Here is a 12,337-nt window from a genome sequence, read left to right on the forward strand (position 1 = left end):
ACAAGTTGATCTTATTTCTCTATGTCTTTGTGGGCATAGAGATTTTTTTATGCCCTACCTAAAATTCAGGAGGTGAAACACGAAGATGAGTGAAGCAATTATTGCTAAAAAAGCGCAACAAGTTTCTGAAGTTGCTGAACAATTCAAAAATGCAACATCTGTTGTAGTTGTGGATTATTTAGGAATTACAGTAGAACAAGCAACAAACTTACGTACAGAATTACGTAACGCAGGTGTACAATTTGCAGTTGTAAAAAACGGCATCTTATCACGTGCAGCTAAAGAAGCTGGTTTAGAAGGAATGGATGACATTTTCAAAGGACCATCAGCTGTAGCTTTCAGTAACGATGACGTAATCGCTCCTGCTAAAATCTTAGCTGACTTTGCTAAAAAAGTTGAAGCTTTAGAAATTAAAGCAGGTGTAATCGAAGGTAAAGTTTCTTCTAAAGAAGAAATCGAAGCTCTTGCAAAATTACCAAACCGCGAAGGCTTACTATCAATGCTATTATCAGTATTACAAGCACCAGTTCGCAACACTGCATTGGCATTCAAAGCCGTTGCAGACCAAAAAGATGGCGCAGCTGCTTAAAGCTAGCTAGCTAATCAAAAAATAATAAAAATTAATTAACCAAAATGGAGGAATTTTAAAATGGCATTAAACATTGAACAAATCATTGCTGACATTAAAGAAGCAACTGTATTAGAATTAAACGACTTAGTAAAAGCAATCGAAGAAGAATTTGGCGTAACAGCAGCAGCTCCTGTAGCTGTAGTAGCTGGTGGCGCTGGTGAAGCTGCTGAAGAAAAATCAGACTTCGATGTAGAATTAACATCTGCAGGCGACAACAAAATTAAAGTAATTAAAGTTGTTCGTGAAGCTACTGGTTTAGGATTAAAAGAAGCTAAAGCTTTAGTTGATGGCGCTCCTGGAATCTTAAAAGAAGGCGTTGCTAAAGAAGAAGCAGAAGCATTAAAAGCTCAATTAGAAGAAGTTGGAGCTTCTGTAACATTAAAATAATTTTTAATGACTATTTAGAGGTCGGACGATTATGTCCGGCCTTTTTTGTTGTCTAAAAATGAATATTTCTAGCGAGCTTAAAGTTAATTGTTCGTTTTTAATTAAATTTTTATGATTAAACTATTGATTTTATAAGACGATAGTATTAAAATACAGATATTCCGAATTGGAAAGATAAGAAATGTATGCTTTTTGATTGGGTAAAGTTTTGTGAGGAAGTAAGAGAACTATTGGATTAGTAGGAGGACTTATGAAATTACTAGAAGAACGAATTTTGAAAGATGGTCATGTTTTAGGTGAAAACATCCTTAAAGTGGATTCCTTTTTAACTCACCAAGTGGATATTCGTCTGATGCATAAAATTGGAGAAGTTTTCGCAGAAAAATTTGCGAATGAGGGTATTACAAAAGTTGTCACGATTGAAGCATCCGGTATTGCTCCGGCGGTTTATGTAGCTGACAAACTAGATGTTCCAATGATTTTTGCGAAGAAATCTAAAAACATTACGATGAATGAAGGAGTATTAACTGCAGAAGTGTATTCCTTTACTAAAAAAGTAAGTAATACGGTATCTATTGCAGGTAAATATCTGTCTAATCAAGATAAAGTGCTCATCATTGACGATTTCTTAGCCAATGGGCAAGCTGCTAAAGGTTTGATTGAAATTATCGAACAAGCAGGTGCTAAAGTAGAAGCGGTAGGAATTGTTATTGAAAAATCTTTCCAAGATGGTCGTGGATTGATAGAAGAAGCTGGATATCCAGTGTTATCTTTAGCTCGTATTGAACGTTTTGAAAATGGGAATGTTATTTTTAAGGAGGCAGACTTATAATGCAACAACAAAAACACTCGCAAGCAGCAGTTTTAGGTTTACAACATTTATTAGCAATGTATTCAGGTTCTATTCTTGTTCCTTTAATGATTGCTACAGCTTTGGGATATTCTAGTGAACAGTTAACGTATTTAATTTCTACAGATATTTTTATGTGTGGGATTGCTACATTGTTACAACTTCAATTAAATAAACACTTTGGTGTAGGTCTTCCAATTGTATTAGGGGTAGCGTTTCAATCGGTGGCGCCTTTAATTATAATCGGCAAGAGTCATGGTAGTGGAGCTATGTTTGGTGCTTTAATCGTTTCAGGGATTTATGTCATTTTAGTTTCAGGTATATTTTCTAAATTAGCGAACTATTTCCCTTCAATTGTGACGGGTTCTGTTATTACAACAATTGGATTAACATTAATTCCAGTAGCAATCGGGAATATGGGAAATAATTCTCCAGAGCCAACGGCGCAAAGTTTATTACTTTCAATTATTACGGTTGTTATTATTCTTTTGATTAATATTTTTACAAAAGGATTTATCAAATCAATTTCGATTTTAATTGGGTTGATTGTTGGAACAGTTGTTGCAGCTAGTATGGGATTAGTTGATTTTGCACCGGTGCAGCAAGCGGCTGTTGTTCATGTTCCGTCTGTATTTTATTTTGGAATGCCAACTTTTGAATTGTCATCTATTGCTATGATGTGTATTATTGCAACAGTTTCAATGGTTGAATCAACAGGTGTTTATATGGCACTTTCAAATATTACAGGTGAAAATATTGATGCAACTCGTCTTCGTAATGGTCTTCGTGCAGAAGGGATGGCAGTATTATTAGGAGGAGTATTCAATACATTCCCATATACAGGTTTTTCTCAAAATGTTGGATTAGTAAAAATTTCAGGCGTTAAAAACCGTCTTCCGATTTACTATGCTGCAATATTTCTAATTGTACTAGGCTTATTACCAAAATTTGGCGCATTAGCTCAAATTATTCCAAGTCCTGTCATTGGTGGTGCGATGGTTGTAATGTTTGGTTTTGTATCTCTCCAAGGAATGCAAGTCTTGTCAACAGTAGATTTTGCTAATAATGAACATAACTTCTTAATTGCAGCTATTTCAATTAGTATGGGTGTTGGTTTTAATAATAGTAATTTATTTATTAGCATGCCGACTGCAGTTCAAATGTTCTTTTCAAATGGGATTGTAGTTGCCAGCGTAATGGCAATTTTCTTAAATACTGTTTTAAATCGAAAGAAAAATTAGAGAAACTTATTTTGAAATGTATGAGAGAAGGTCTGGAGGATCTTCTCTTTTTTTGTGTTTCAGGAAAAAAGAGATATAATAGTGAGTGCGATTGGAGGAAGATGCATGAAAGATTTACACTTTTATTTAGAATTAGAAGACAAGGAATGGGAAAGAATAGGTGAACAAAAAGATCGACATTGTGCAAGAGCAATTGTTGTGGATGATCATGAGAGGTTTTATTTTGTTCAAATTACTAGAGATGATTTATTTGGATTGGGAACTTATATCGAAACTGCAGGTGGAGGTATAGAAGAAAGTGAAAATGCTGAAGAGGCAGTTTTACGAGAAGTGAAGGAAGAATTAGGAATTGAAAGTGAACTGTTATGTAAAATCGGAATTGTGAGTGACTATTATCACGCAGTGAATCGTCATAATATGAATCATTATTATTTATGTAAAATGAAGAGTCGTGGAGAGCAAGAATTACTAGATTATGAAAAAAATGATTTTCAAATGAAGGTATTAATGCTTGGATATGAAGAAGCGATAAAATTGTATGAAAGTCAAACAGATAAAAAATTAGGAAGATTATTGACGAATCGAGAGTTGCCAATTTTGAAAATTGCTAAACAATGGTTAGAGAAAAATCGATAGGCGGCGAGAAAAGTGAATCAAGCCTATTATGCTTTTAAAGTGTTAACGTATTTATTGATACGAATCAAATACAGTTACCACCAGATGAATTTAAAGGGATACTAGAAGCGTTGGAAGAAGATAAATTAGATGAAGTGAAAAAAGCTTTTTCTCCAGTAGGAAAATTAGTTGCAAGAGTATTCGAGGTAGATCCTCTAAAGGAACGACAATACTATTTTGTAGAATGGGGAAATCAAGCAGTAGCTGTTACGAGTAGTGCAGATTTGTTAGCAGTATTATTAAAAGCAGCACCAGAAAACCCAGATATTCGAGTTTGTACAGAGAAATAGAAGCGATGTGAAGCTAGAGAATTAAAAAATCTCTAGCTTTTTTAATGACTTTAGTCATGTTATATAGTGACTTTATGCACTCAACAATGAGAAAAGAATTAGCTATACTAGAAATGTAAAAACGTAAAGGAAGTGATTGGAATGACAGAAGTAAAAGAAAGTAACAAGATGAAAAAAATATTTAAGAATTTATTTTGGTTCTATATTGTAGTGTTGACGATGTTGATGGTGAAAGTATTCGTTGTGGGAGAATCAGTTGTTGACTATGTAACAGGAGAAAAGTTTGTACTCTTCATTCCGATCCTATTAGGAATCATTTCGGAAGAAGTTTAAGGAGGAATAACAATGAGAAAGAATGAAAATAATAAAGAAAAACAAGTGAATATTACAGGAAGAACAATTTGGGCAGCGGTAGTTATTATAAATGTAATTCTAATTTTGATTAAACTATTTAATATGTATTACTTCAAACATTCGTTTGGAGAAGAATTTAATTTCACCTATTTGATGTCAATATTTCCGACTTTCTTTTTATTCTTCGTGACGGCTGATATTGAAAAGGAAAAAAGTGAAAGTTAAAAAATTGGTAGAAGTGTAAGGAGGAATAACAATGAGAAAAAATGAAACTGCTAAAGAAAAACAAGAAAATATTACAGGAAGAACAATTTGGGTTGCAGCAATTGTTATAAATGTAATTCCTATTTTGATTAAATTATTTAATGTATTGTATTTTAAACATTCGTTTGGAGAAGAATTTAATTATCCTTACTCCATTTCGCTAGTCACAATTTTATTTTTATTCGTAGTAACAGCTATTTTTGAAAAAGAAGAAAAATAAAATTAAAAAAATTTTTTGAAGAGAAAAAATGTATTGGTTTTCATAATTTTCTAGAGAAAAGATAAAACAGCTAGAAACGTTGATATAATAACGTTTCTAGCTGTTTTTAAACAAAAATGAAACACACGGAGGCGTTTGTATAAAAAAAGATTGATAAATCAACAAAAAAAGCTTGCATTTTTTCAAATTAGCATGTATACTATTAAAAGTGTCGCAGGGGATAAGTATGTCCACGTGCGATACCCCCTGTAAAGGAAACAGGGGTAGCTATGAAACGAGAGGTTGCGACACACCCGGACGCTTTGCCACGAAAGGGAAACGTCGGAAATTCGCGTGGAGCTAGTCTTATGACAACATTAGACGAAGGAGGAAAGAAAATGGCAAAACAAAAAATCCGTATCCGTTTGAAAGCTTACGAACACCGTGCGCTTGATCAATCAGCGGAAAAAATCGTAGAAACAGCAAAAAGAACTGGTGCTAGCGTAGCTGGTCCAATTCCATTGCCTACAGAAAGATCGCTATATACAGTTATTCGTGCGACTCACAAATATAAAGATTCTCGCGAACAATTTGAAATGCGTACTCACAAACGTTTGATTGACATTGTCAATCCAACACCAAAAACAGTTGATGCCTTAATGAAACTTGATTTACCAAGTGGCGTTGACATCGAAATCAAATTATAATTTATAGAAAAATGGAGGTGTAACCATGACCAAAGGAATCTTAGGCAAAAAAGTAGGGATGACTCAATACTTTACAGAAGCAGGTGAACTTATTCCTGTAACAGTTGTAGAAGTAACTCCAAACGTTGTTCTTCAATTAAAAACAATCGAAAACGACGGTTATGAAGCTGTTCAATTAGGTTTCGACGACTTACGTGAAGTTTTATCAAATCGCCCTGCAAAAGGTCATGTAGCAAAAGCAAATGCTACTCCTAAGCGCTTCATTCGTGAATTCAACAATGTCGAGCTTAGCGAGTACGAAGTAGGACAAGAAATCACTGTGGATGTATTTAAAGCAGGTGACATCGTTGACGTAACAGGAACATCTAAAGGAAAAGGTTTCCAAGGTGCGATTAAACGTCATGGTCAATCTCGTGGACCAATGGCTCACGGTTCTCGTTACCACCGTCGTCCTGGTTCAATGGGTGGAGCATCATTCCCATCACGCGTATTCAAAGGTAAAGCTTTACCTGGACAAATGGGTGGCAACCGTATCACTATTCAAAATCTTGAAGTGGTTAAAGTTGATGCAGAACGTAACGTTATCTTAATCAAAGGTAATGTACCAGGATCTAAAAAATCATTAGTAGAAATTAAAACAGCTATTAAATCAAAATAATTCAGTAAGGAAGGAGGAACGAGAGAATGACAAAAGTTACATTATACAAACAAGATGGAACAACAAATGGAGAAATTGAGTTAAACTCAGACATCTTCGGAATTGAACCAAATGAAAATGTAGTATTCGACGCAGTAATCATGCAACGCGCTTCATTACGTCAAGGAACTCACGCAGTTAAAAACCGTAGTGCAGTAAGCGGAGGCGGCCGTAAACCATGGCGCCAAAAAGGAACTGGTCGTGCTCGTCAAGGATCAATCCGTTCACCACAATGGCGTGGCGGAGGTATTGTATTCGGACCAACACCTCGTTCATATAGTTACAAATTACCAAGAAAAGTACGTCGCTTAGCGATTAAATCAGTATTATCACAAAAAGTATTAGATCAAAAGCTTGTTGTAGTGGAAGCATTACAATTCGACGCACCAAAAACAAAAGAGTTTGCACAAGTATTAGCTAACTTAAAAGTTGACACAAAAGTGTTAGTAGTTGTTGAATCTTCAAACGAATTCGCACAATTAGCTGCACGTAACATTCCAAACGTAACAGTTGTTGATGAAACACAAGTTACTGTTTTAGATGTTGTAAACAACGATAAATTAGTATTAACACAAGCTGCTCTTTCTAAAGTAGAGGAGGGACTTCAATAATGGATGCACGTGACGTAATCAAACGCCCAATCATTACTGAAGCTTCAATGCTTGCTACTGACGAAAAGAAATATACTTTCGAAGTAGACGTACGCGCAAACAAAATTGAAGTACGTCAAGCCGTAGAAGAAATTTTTGGTGTTAAAGTAGAAAAAGTTAACATCTTAAATGTACGTGCTAAATTCAAACGTGTTGGCCGCTATGCTGGTTACACAAACAAACGTCGTAAAGCAATCGTGAAGCTTACAAAAGACTCAAAAGATATTCAAATCTTCGCTGAAGAAGCATAATCTTCGAAGCAAAACTACTATTATATAGGAGGAATTAGACGTGGCGATTAAAAAATATAATCCAACCTCAAACGGCCGTCGTAATATGACAGGTTATGATTTCAGCGAAATTACAAAGTCAACACCAGAAAAAACTTTGTTAGAATCATCAAAAAACAACGCTGGTCGTAACAGCCAAGGTAAAATCACTGTACGTCACCAAGGTGGCGGACACAAACGTGCTTATCGTGTGATTGACTTCAAACGTAACAAAGATAACGTTGAAGGAGTTGTTCACTCAATCGAGTACGATCCAAACCGTTCAGCAAACATTGCTTTAATTCACTATGTTGATGGTGTGAAAGCATATATTATTGCTCCAAAAGGTTTACAAGTAGGACAACGTATCGAATCAGGCGTTAACGCTGATATCAAAGTTGGTAATGCATTACCATTAGGAAGCATTCCAGTCGGTACTGTTATCCACAACATTGAAACAAAACCAGGTAAAGGCGGACAATTAGTTCGTTCAGCTGGTACAAGTGCACAAGTACTTGGTCAAGAAGGTAAATACACTTTAGTTCGTTTGAACTCAGGTGAAGTTCGTATGATTTTAGCAACTTGCCGTGCAACAATCGGTACTGTTGGTAACGAACAACATGAATTAATTAACATTGGTAAAGCTGGTCGTGCTCGTTGGAAACGTAAACGTCCAGAAGTTCGTGGATCTGTAATGAACCCTAACGATCACCCACACGGTGGTGGTGAAGGTCGTGCTCCAATCGGACGTCCAACACCAGTATCTCCATGGGGTAAACCAGCTCTTGGATACAAGACTCGCAGCAAGAAAGCTCGTTCAAACAAACTTATTGTTCGTGGTCGTAAAAAATAATTATTAAAATAAATCTGATTCTATTAAAATTTTGGAAGGAGGATTTCCATAATGGGTCGTAGTTTGAAAAAAGGACCTTTCGTCGATGAACATTTGATGAAAAAGGTTGAAGCAGCTCAAGGAAGCGACAAAAAAGTAGTGATCAAAACTTGGTCTCGTCGTTCAACAATTTTCCCAAACTTTGTTGGACAAACAATTGCTGTATATGACGGCAGAAAACATGTTCCAGTTTATATTCAAGAAGACATGGTAGGACACAAACTAGGTGAATTCGCACCAACAAGAACTTACCGTGGTCATGCAAATGATGATAAGAAGAGTAAACGTAAATAACGAGGGGAGGACTTAAACTATGTCAGAACAAATCACATCTGCAAAAGCAGTTGCTAAAACAGTTCGTATTGCACCTCGTAAAGCTCGTCTTGTTGTCGATCTAATTAGAGGTAAAAAAATCGGTGATGCAATTTCAATCTTGAAATTCACACCACGTGCAGCTTCACCAATCGTAGAGAAAGTGTTGATGTCTGCAATTGCAAATGCTGAACACAATTTCGACTTAGATGTTGAAAACTTATATGTAAGTGAAGCATACGTGAACGAAGGACCAACAATGAAACGTTTCCGTCCACGTGCTAAAGGTTCAGCTTCACAAATCTTAAAACGCACAAGCCACATCACTGTAGTGGTATCAGAGAAGAAGGAGGGATAATCAGTGGGTCAAAAAATTCATCCAATTGGAATGCGTGTCGGAATCATCCGTGATTGGGATTCAAAATGGTACGCAGAAAAAGATTTCGCAGAATTCTTGCATGAAGATTTAAAAATCCGTGATTATATCCGTAAACAATTAAGCGACGCTAGCGTTTCAACAATTGAAGTTGAACGTGCAGCTAACCGCGTTAATGTTTCAATCCACACTGCAAAACCTGGTATGGTTATCGGTAAAGGTGGATCTGAAGTTGATAAATTACGTACAAACTTAAATAAATTAACAGGTAAAAAAGTTCACATCAACATCGTGGAAATTAAAAAACCTGATTTAGATGCAAAATTAGTTGCTGAAGGAATTGCTCGTGACTTAGAACGTCGTATTGCTTTCCGTCGTGCACAAAAACAAGCTATCCAACGTACAATGCGTGCAGGTGCTAAAGGAATTAAAACAATGGTATCAGGTCGTTTAAACGGTGCAGATATCGCTCGTTCAGAAAGCTATTCTGAAGGAACAGTTCCATTACACACATTACGTGCAGATATTGACTACGCTTGGGAAGAAGCAGATACTACTTACGGAAAATTAGGTGTTAAAACTTGGATTTACCGTGACGAAGTATTACCAACAAGAAAGAACAACAACTCTGAGAAAGGAGGGAAATAAACATGTTAGTACCAAAACGTGTGAAACACCGTCGTGAATTCCGTGGAAAAATGCGCGGGGAAGCTAAAGGTGGTAAAGAAGTAGTATTCGGTACATACGGTTTACAAGCAACAGAATCTCACTGGATTACAAACCGTCAAATCGAAGCAGCTCGTATTGCAATGACTCGTTATATGAAACGTGGTGGGAAAGTATGGATTAAAATTTTCCCTCACAAATCATACACAGCTAAAGCTATCGGGGTACGTATGGGTTCTGGTAAAGGGGCACCTGAAGGTTGGGTAGCACCAGTTAAACGTGGTAAAATCATGTTTGAAATTGCTGGAGTTTCAGAAGAAGTAGCTCGTGAAGCTTTACGTTTGGCATCACACAAATTGCCAGTTAAAACAAAATTTGTGAAACGCGAAGAAAATGGTGGTGAATCGAATGAAGGTTAATGCACTTAGAAAAGAACTTAAAGGGTTATCCACTGCTGAACTTGTTGAAAAAGAAAAAGAATTAAAGCAAGAACTATTCAACTTACGATTCCAACTTGCTACTGGTCAATTAGAAGGTACAGCACGCATTCGTGAAGTACGTAAACAAATTGCGCGTATCAAGACTGCATTGCGTCAAGAAGAATTGCAAAAATAATCATCAGCAAAGGAGGCAATGAACATGACTGTAGAACGTAACCAACGTAAAGTGTATCAAGGTCGCGTTGTTTCAGATAAGATGGAAAAGACTATTGTAGTTGCTATTGAAACTTACAAACGTCACAAAACTTACGGAAAACGCGTTAAATATACGAAAAAATTTGTAGCTCATGATGAAAATAACTCAGCTAAAATCGGTGATATTGTTAAGATCATGGAAACTCGTCCATTGTCAGCAACAAAACGTTTCCGTTTAGTTGAGATTGTTGAAGAAGCAGTAATTATTTAATTTCAAATTGTGTATACATTTGAAAGGAGGAACCAATAGTGATTCAAACAGAAACTCGTTTAAAAGTGGCTGACAACTCAGGCGCTCGTGAAGTATTGACAATTAGAGTTCTAGGCGGATCTGGCCGCAAAACAGCTAACATCGGTGACGTAATCGTTGCATCTGTTAAACAAGCAACACCAGGTGGGGTTGTTAAAAAAGGTGACGTTGTTAAAGCTGTAATCGTTCGTACGAAATCAGGAGCTCGTCGTAAAGACGGTTCTTATATTAAATTCGACGAAAACGCATGTGTAATCATTCGTGATGACAAGAGCCCTCGTGGAACACGTATCTTTGGACCAGTTGCACGTGAATTACGTGATAACAACTATATGAAGATCGTTTCATTAGCTCCAGAAGTATTATAATTCTCATCAAAATCGAAGGAGGTGTAACACATGCACGTAAAAACTGGTGATAAAGTTAAAGTAATCTCAGGTAAATACAAAGGAAAAGAAGGAGTAATCCTAAAAAGTTTTCCAAAACAAAACCGAGTTCTTGTTGAAGGTGTGAACATTGTTAAGAAACATCAAAAACCATCTCAAGCTAACCAAACAGGCGGCGTAGTTGAAATGGAAGCACCAATTCATGTTTCAAACGTAATGCTAATTGACCCTTCAACAGGTGCAGCTACACGTGTTAGCTACAAGGTTGAAAATGGTAAAAAAGTTCGCGTGTCTAAACGCACAGGCGAAGTACTAGATAAGTAATTTTAGGAAGGAGGACCATCCTGCATGAATCGCTTAAATGCAAAATACAAAAACGAAGTGGTAGCTTCTTTAATGGAAAAGTTTAACTACAAATCAATTATGGAAGTACCTAAAGTAGAAAAAATCGTTATCAACATGGGTGTTGGTGATGCAACATCAAACGCTAAAAACTTAGAAAAAGCAGTTGAAGAATTAACATTAATTTCTGGTCAAAAACCAGTTGTTACTACAGCTAAAAAATCAATCGCTGGTTTCCGTTTACGTGAAGGTATGCCTATCGGTACTAAAGTTACTTTACGTGGTGAACGTATGTATGATTTCTTAGATAAATTAGTAACAGTTTCATTACCTCGTGTACGTGACTTCCGTGGAATCTCTAAAAAATCATTTGACGGACGTGGAAACTACACTTTAGGTGTGAAAGAACAATTAATCTTCCCTGAAATTGACTACGATCGCGTAGACAAAGTACGTGGTATGGATATCGTTATCGTAACTACTGCTAAATCAGACGAAGAAGCTAAAGAATTATTAACTCAACTTGGAATGCCTTTCCAAAAATAAAATAAAACTCACAGGAGGCGAGTAGTTTGGCTAAAAAATCAATGATCGCAAAGAACAAACGTCCAAAAAAATATTCAACACAAGAATATACTCGTTGTGAACGTTGTGGTCGACCACATTCAGTTTATCGTAAATTCAAACTTTGCCGTATTTGTTTACGTGAGCTTGCCTATAAAGGGCAAATCCCAGGAATGAAGAAAGCAAGTTGGTAATCATTACTACTTGATAAAGGAGGTACTCATTAATGGTTATGACAGATCCAATCGCGGATTTCTTAACTCGTATTCGTAATGCGAACATGGTTCGTCACGAATCTTTAGAAGTTCCGTCATCAAATATGAAAGTGGCTATTGCTAACATTTTAAAATCTGAAGGATTTATCAAAGACTTCACAGTTGAAGAAGATGGTAAGCAAGGTGTCATGAAAGTATTCTTGAAATATGGAAAAAATAACGAACGTGTAATCACAGGATTGAAACGTATTTCTAAACCTGGTTTACGTGTGTACGCTAAAACAGGCGAAGTTCCTAAAGTATTAAACGGTTTAGGTATCGCTATCGTATCAACATCTGAAGGTGTTATTACAGACAAAGAAGCAAGAGCTAAAAACGTAGGTGGAGAAGTTCTAGCATACGTTTGGTAATCTAGAAAACAAGGA

At 36.2% G+C, this 12,337-nt stretch carries 25 protein-coding genes and 1 other annotated feature (1 of these 26 running past the window's edge); all 25 genes read left to right on the forward strand.

Going from position 1 to position 12,337, the window contains the following annotated elements; all coding sequences use genetic code 11:
* Positions 1-57 (forward strand) — a sequence feature (ribosomal protein L10 leader region) (it extends 64 nt beyond the left edge of the window).
* Positions 58-85: 28 nt separating this feature from the next.
* The 25 genes from rplJ (at position 86) to rpsH (ending at position 12,322) form a co-directional block, all read left to right on the forward strand.
* Positions 86-589: a 50S ribosomal protein L10 gene (gene rplJ, locus RWR88_RS00710; RefSeq protein ID WP_314450072.1), complete on the forward strand. Its 504-nt coding sequence runs from the start codon at positions 86-88 to the stop codon at positions 587-589.
* Positions 590-649: 60 nt separating this feature from the next.
* A complete protein-coding gene (rplL, locus tag RWR88_RS00715; protein WP_006703256.1) occupies positions 650-1,018 on the forward strand; it encodes a 50S ribosomal protein L7/L12 in 369 nt (122 codons plus the stop codon).
* 250 nt (positions 1,019-1,268) lie between these two features.
* A complete protein-coding gene (locus RWR88_RS00720) occupies positions 1,269-1,850 on the forward strand; it encodes a xanthine phosphoribosyltransferase (RefSeq protein ID WP_314348492.1) in 582 nt (193 codons plus the stop codon).
* Positions 1,847-3,109 (forward strand): nucleobase:cation symporter-2 family protein, encoded by a 1,263-nt coding sequence (locus RWR88_RS00725; RefSeq protein ID WP_314348570.1) that lies wholly within the window; start codon positions 1,847-1,849, stop codon positions 3,107-3,109. Before RWR88_RS00720 ends, RWR88_RS00725 begins: the two co-directional genes overlap by 4 nt.
* A 105-nt stretch (positions 3,110-3,214) precedes the next feature.
* Entirely contained in the window at positions 3,215-3,745 is a 531-nt protein-coding gene (locus RWR88_RS00730) for an NUDIX hydrolase (protein ID WP_314450073.1), read from the forward strand.
* Between the two features lie 110 nt (positions 3,746-3,855).
* Complete coding sequence (locus tag RWR88_RS00735) at positions 3,856-4,074, forward strand: hypothetical protein (RefSeq protein WP_314450075.1); 219 nt, start codon at positions 3,856-3,858, stop codon at positions 4,072-4,074.
* A gap of 141 nt (positions 4,075-4,215) precedes the next feature.
* Entirely contained in the window at positions 4,216-4,407 is a 192-nt protein-coding gene (locus RWR88_RS00740; protein ID WP_314450076.1) for a hypothetical protein, read from the forward strand.
* A gap of 12 nt (positions 4,408-4,419) precedes the next feature.
* On the forward strand, positions 4,420-4,653 hold the full coding sequence (locus RWR88_RS00745) for a hypothetical protein (RefSeq protein ID WP_314450077.1): 234 nt from the start codon (positions 4,420-4,422) through the stop codon (positions 4,651-4,653).
* 31 nt (positions 4,654-4,684) lie between these two features.
* A complete protein-coding gene (locus RWR88_RS00750) occupies positions 4,685-4,912 on the forward strand; it encodes a hypothetical protein (RefSeq protein WP_314450079.1) in 228 nt (75 codons plus the stop codon).
* 377 nt (positions 4,913-5,289) lie between these two features.
* Entirely contained in the window at positions 5,290-5,598 is a 309-nt protein-coding gene (gene rpsJ / locus RWR88_RS00755) for a 30S ribosomal protein S10 (protein WP_039849279.1), read from the forward strand.
* A 25-nt stretch (positions 5,599-5,623) separates the two neighbouring features.
* Positions 5,624-6,256 (forward strand): 50S ribosomal protein L3, encoded by a 633-nt coding sequence (gene rplC / locus RWR88_RS00760; protein WP_006703267.1) that lies wholly within the window; start codon positions 5,624-5,626, stop codon positions 6,254-6,256.
* A 26-nt stretch (positions 6,257-6,282) separates the two neighbouring features.
* Positions 6,283-6,906, forward strand: a complete 624-nt coding sequence (gene rplD, locus RWR88_RS00765; RefSeq protein ID WP_227932295.1) for a 50S ribosomal protein L4 — start codon at positions 6,283-6,285, stop codon at positions 6,904-6,906.
* Positions 6,906-7,196, forward strand: a complete 291-nt coding sequence (gene rplW, locus RWR88_RS00770; RefSeq protein WP_006703269.1) for a 50S ribosomal protein L23 — start codon at positions 6,906-6,908, stop codon at positions 7,194-7,196. The genes rplD and rplW overlap by 1 nt, the downstream gene beginning before the upstream one ends.
* A gap of 40 nt (positions 7,197-7,236) precedes the next feature.
* Positions 7,237-8,067 carry a 50S ribosomal protein L2 gene (gene rplB, locus RWR88_RS00775; RefSeq protein ID WP_006703271.1) on the forward strand — a complete coding sequence of 277 codons (831 nt, stop codon included), beginning with the start codon at positions 7,237-7,239 and terminating at the stop codon, positions 8,065-8,067.
* Positions 8,068-8,118: 51 nt separating this feature from the next.
* Entirely contained in the window at positions 8,119-8,400 is a 282-nt protein-coding gene (gene rpsS, locus RWR88_RS00780; protein ID WP_006703273.1) for a 30S ribosomal protein S19, read from the forward strand.
* A 19-nt stretch (positions 8,401-8,419) separates the two neighbouring features.
* Positions 8,420-8,776: a 50S ribosomal protein L22 gene (gene rplV, locus RWR88_RS00785; protein WP_006703275.1), complete on the forward strand. Its 357-nt coding sequence runs from the start codon at positions 8,420-8,422 to the stop codon at positions 8,774-8,776.
* 3 nt (positions 8,777-8,779) lie between these two features.
* The gene (rpsC, locus tag RWR88_RS00790) at positions 8,780-9,442 is read left to right on the forward strand and encodes a 30S ribosomal protein S3 (RefSeq protein ID WP_006703277.1); all 663 of its coding nucleotides are present in this window, start codon (positions 8,780-8,782) and stop codon (positions 9,440-9,442) included.
* Between the two features lie 2 nt (positions 9,443-9,444).
* The gene (gene rplP, locus RWR88_RS00795; RefSeq protein WP_006703278.1) at positions 9,445-9,879 is read left to right on the forward strand and encodes a 50S ribosomal protein L16; all 435 of its coding nucleotides are present in this window, start codon (positions 9,445-9,447) and stop codon (positions 9,877-9,879) included.
* Entirely contained in the window at positions 9,869-10,075 is a 207-nt protein-coding gene (rpmC, locus tag RWR88_RS00800; protein WP_006703280.1) for a 50S ribosomal protein L29, read from the forward strand. The genes rplP and rpmC overlap by 11 nt, the downstream gene beginning before the upstream one ends.
* A 24-nt stretch (positions 10,076-10,099) precedes the next feature.
* Positions 10,100-10,366: a 30S ribosomal protein S17 gene (gene rpsQ / locus RWR88_RS00805; protein WP_006703281.1), complete on the forward strand. Its 267-nt coding sequence runs from the start codon at positions 10,100-10,102 to the stop codon at positions 10,364-10,366.
* 38 nt (positions 10,367-10,404) lie between these two features.
* Positions 10,405-10,773 carry a 50S ribosomal protein L14 gene (gene rplN, locus RWR88_RS00810; RefSeq protein WP_005607465.1) on the forward strand — a complete coding sequence of 123 codons (369 nt, stop codon included), beginning with the start codon at positions 10,405-10,407 and terminating at the stop codon, positions 10,771-10,773.
* A 30-nt stretch (positions 10,774-10,803) separates the two neighbouring features.
* The gene (gene rplX, locus RWR88_RS00815) at positions 10,804-11,115 is read left to right on the forward strand and encodes a 50S ribosomal protein L24 (protein WP_006703282.1); all 312 of its coding nucleotides are present in this window, start codon (positions 10,804-10,806) and stop codon (positions 11,113-11,115) included.
* Positions 11,116-11,139: 24 nt separating this feature from the next.
* Positions 11,140-11,679 carry a 50S ribosomal protein L5 gene (gene rplE, locus RWR88_RS00820; RefSeq protein WP_006703283.1) on the forward strand — a complete coding sequence of 180 codons (540 nt, stop codon included), beginning with the start codon at positions 11,140-11,142 and terminating at the stop codon, positions 11,677-11,679.
* Between the two features lie 26 nt (positions 11,680-11,705).
* Positions 11,706-11,891: a type Z 30S ribosomal protein S14 gene (locus tag RWR88_RS00825; RefSeq protein WP_005607459.1), complete on the forward strand. Its 186-nt coding sequence runs from the start codon at positions 11,706-11,708 to the stop codon at positions 11,889-11,891.
* A gap of 32 nt (positions 11,892-11,923) precedes the next feature.
* On the forward strand, positions 11,924-12,322 hold the full coding sequence (gene rpsH, locus RWR88_RS00830) for a 30S ribosomal protein S8 (RefSeq protein ID WP_006703284.1): 399 nt from the start codon (positions 11,924-11,926) through the stop codon (positions 12,320-12,322).
* Positions 12,323-12,337 lie beyond the last annotated feature (15 nt).

This window comes from uncultured Granulicatella sp. (assembly GCF_963528195.1).
Lineage (GTDB): Bacteria > Bacillota > Bacilli > Lactobacillales > Aerococcaceae > Granulicatella.

Bases quoted from the DNA above. Each gene is read 5' to 3' on its own strand.
- rplJ (WP_314450072.1), top strand. From the start codon at position 86: ATGAGTGAAGCAATTATTGCTAAAAAAGCGCAACAAGTTTCTGAAGTT.
- rplL (WP_006703256.1), top strand. From the start codon at position 650: ATGGCATTAAACATTGAACAAATCATTGCTGACATTAAAGAAGCAACT.
- RWR88_RS00720 (WP_314348492.1), top strand. From the start codon at position 1,269: ATGAAATTACTAGAAGAACGAATTTTGAAAGATGGTCATGTTTTAGGT.
- RWR88_RS00730 (WP_314450073.1), top strand. From the start codon at position 3,215: ATGAAAGATTTACACTTTTATTTAGAATTAGAAGACAAGGAATGGGAA.
- RWR88_RS00740 (WP_314450076.1), top strand. From the start codon at position 4,216: ATGACAGAAGTAAAAGAAAGTAACAAGATGAAAAAAATATTTAAGAAT.
- RWR88_RS00745 (WP_314450077.1), top strand. From the start codon at position 4,420: ATGAGAAAGAATGAAAATAATAAAGAAAAACAAGTGAATATTACAGGA.
- RWR88_RS00750 (WP_314450079.1), top strand. From the start codon at position 4,685: ATGAGAAAAAATGAAACTGCTAAAGAAAAACAAGAAAATATTACAGGA.
- rpsJ (WP_039849279.1), top strand. From the start codon at position 5,290: ATGGCAAAACAAAAAATCCGTATCCGTTTGAAAGCTTACGAACACCGT.
- rplC (WP_006703267.1), top strand. From the start codon at position 5,624: ATGACCAAAGGAATCTTAGGCAAAAAAGTAGGGATGACTCAATACTTT.
- rplD (WP_227932295.1), top strand. From the start codon at position 6,283: ATGACAAAAGTTACATTATACAAACAAGATGGAACAACAAATGGAGAA.
- rplW (WP_006703269.1), top strand. From the start codon at position 6,906: ATGGATGCACGTGACGTAATCAAACGCCCAATCATTACTGAAGCTTCA.
- rpsS (WP_006703273.1), top strand. From the start codon at position 8,119: ATGGGTCGTAGTTTGAAAAAAGGACCTTTCGTCGATGAACATTTGATG.
- rplV (WP_006703275.1), top strand. From the start codon at position 8,420: ATGTCAGAACAAATCACATCTGCAAAAGCAGTTGCTAAAACAGTTCGT.
- rplP (WP_006703278.1), top strand. From the start codon at position 9,445: ATGTTAGTACCAAAACGTGTGAAACACCGTCGTGAATTCCGTGGAAAA.
- rpmC (WP_006703280.1), top strand. From the start codon at position 9,869: ATGAAGGTTAATGCACTTAGAAAAGAACTTAAAGGGTTATCCACTGCT.
- rpsQ (WP_006703281.1), top strand. From the start codon at position 10,100: ATGACTGTAGAACGTAACCAACGTAAAGTGTATCAAGGTCGCGTTGTT.
- rplX (WP_006703282.1), top strand. From the start codon at position 10,804: ATGCACGTAAAAACTGGTGATAAAGTTAAAGTAATCTCAGGTAAATAC.
- rplE (WP_006703283.1), top strand. From the start codon at position 11,140: ATGAATCGCTTAAATGCAAAATACAAAAACGAAGTGGTAGCTTCTTTA.
- rpsH (WP_006703284.1), top strand. From the start codon at position 11,924: ATGGTTATGACAGATCCAATCGCGGATTTCTTAACTCGTATTCGTAAT.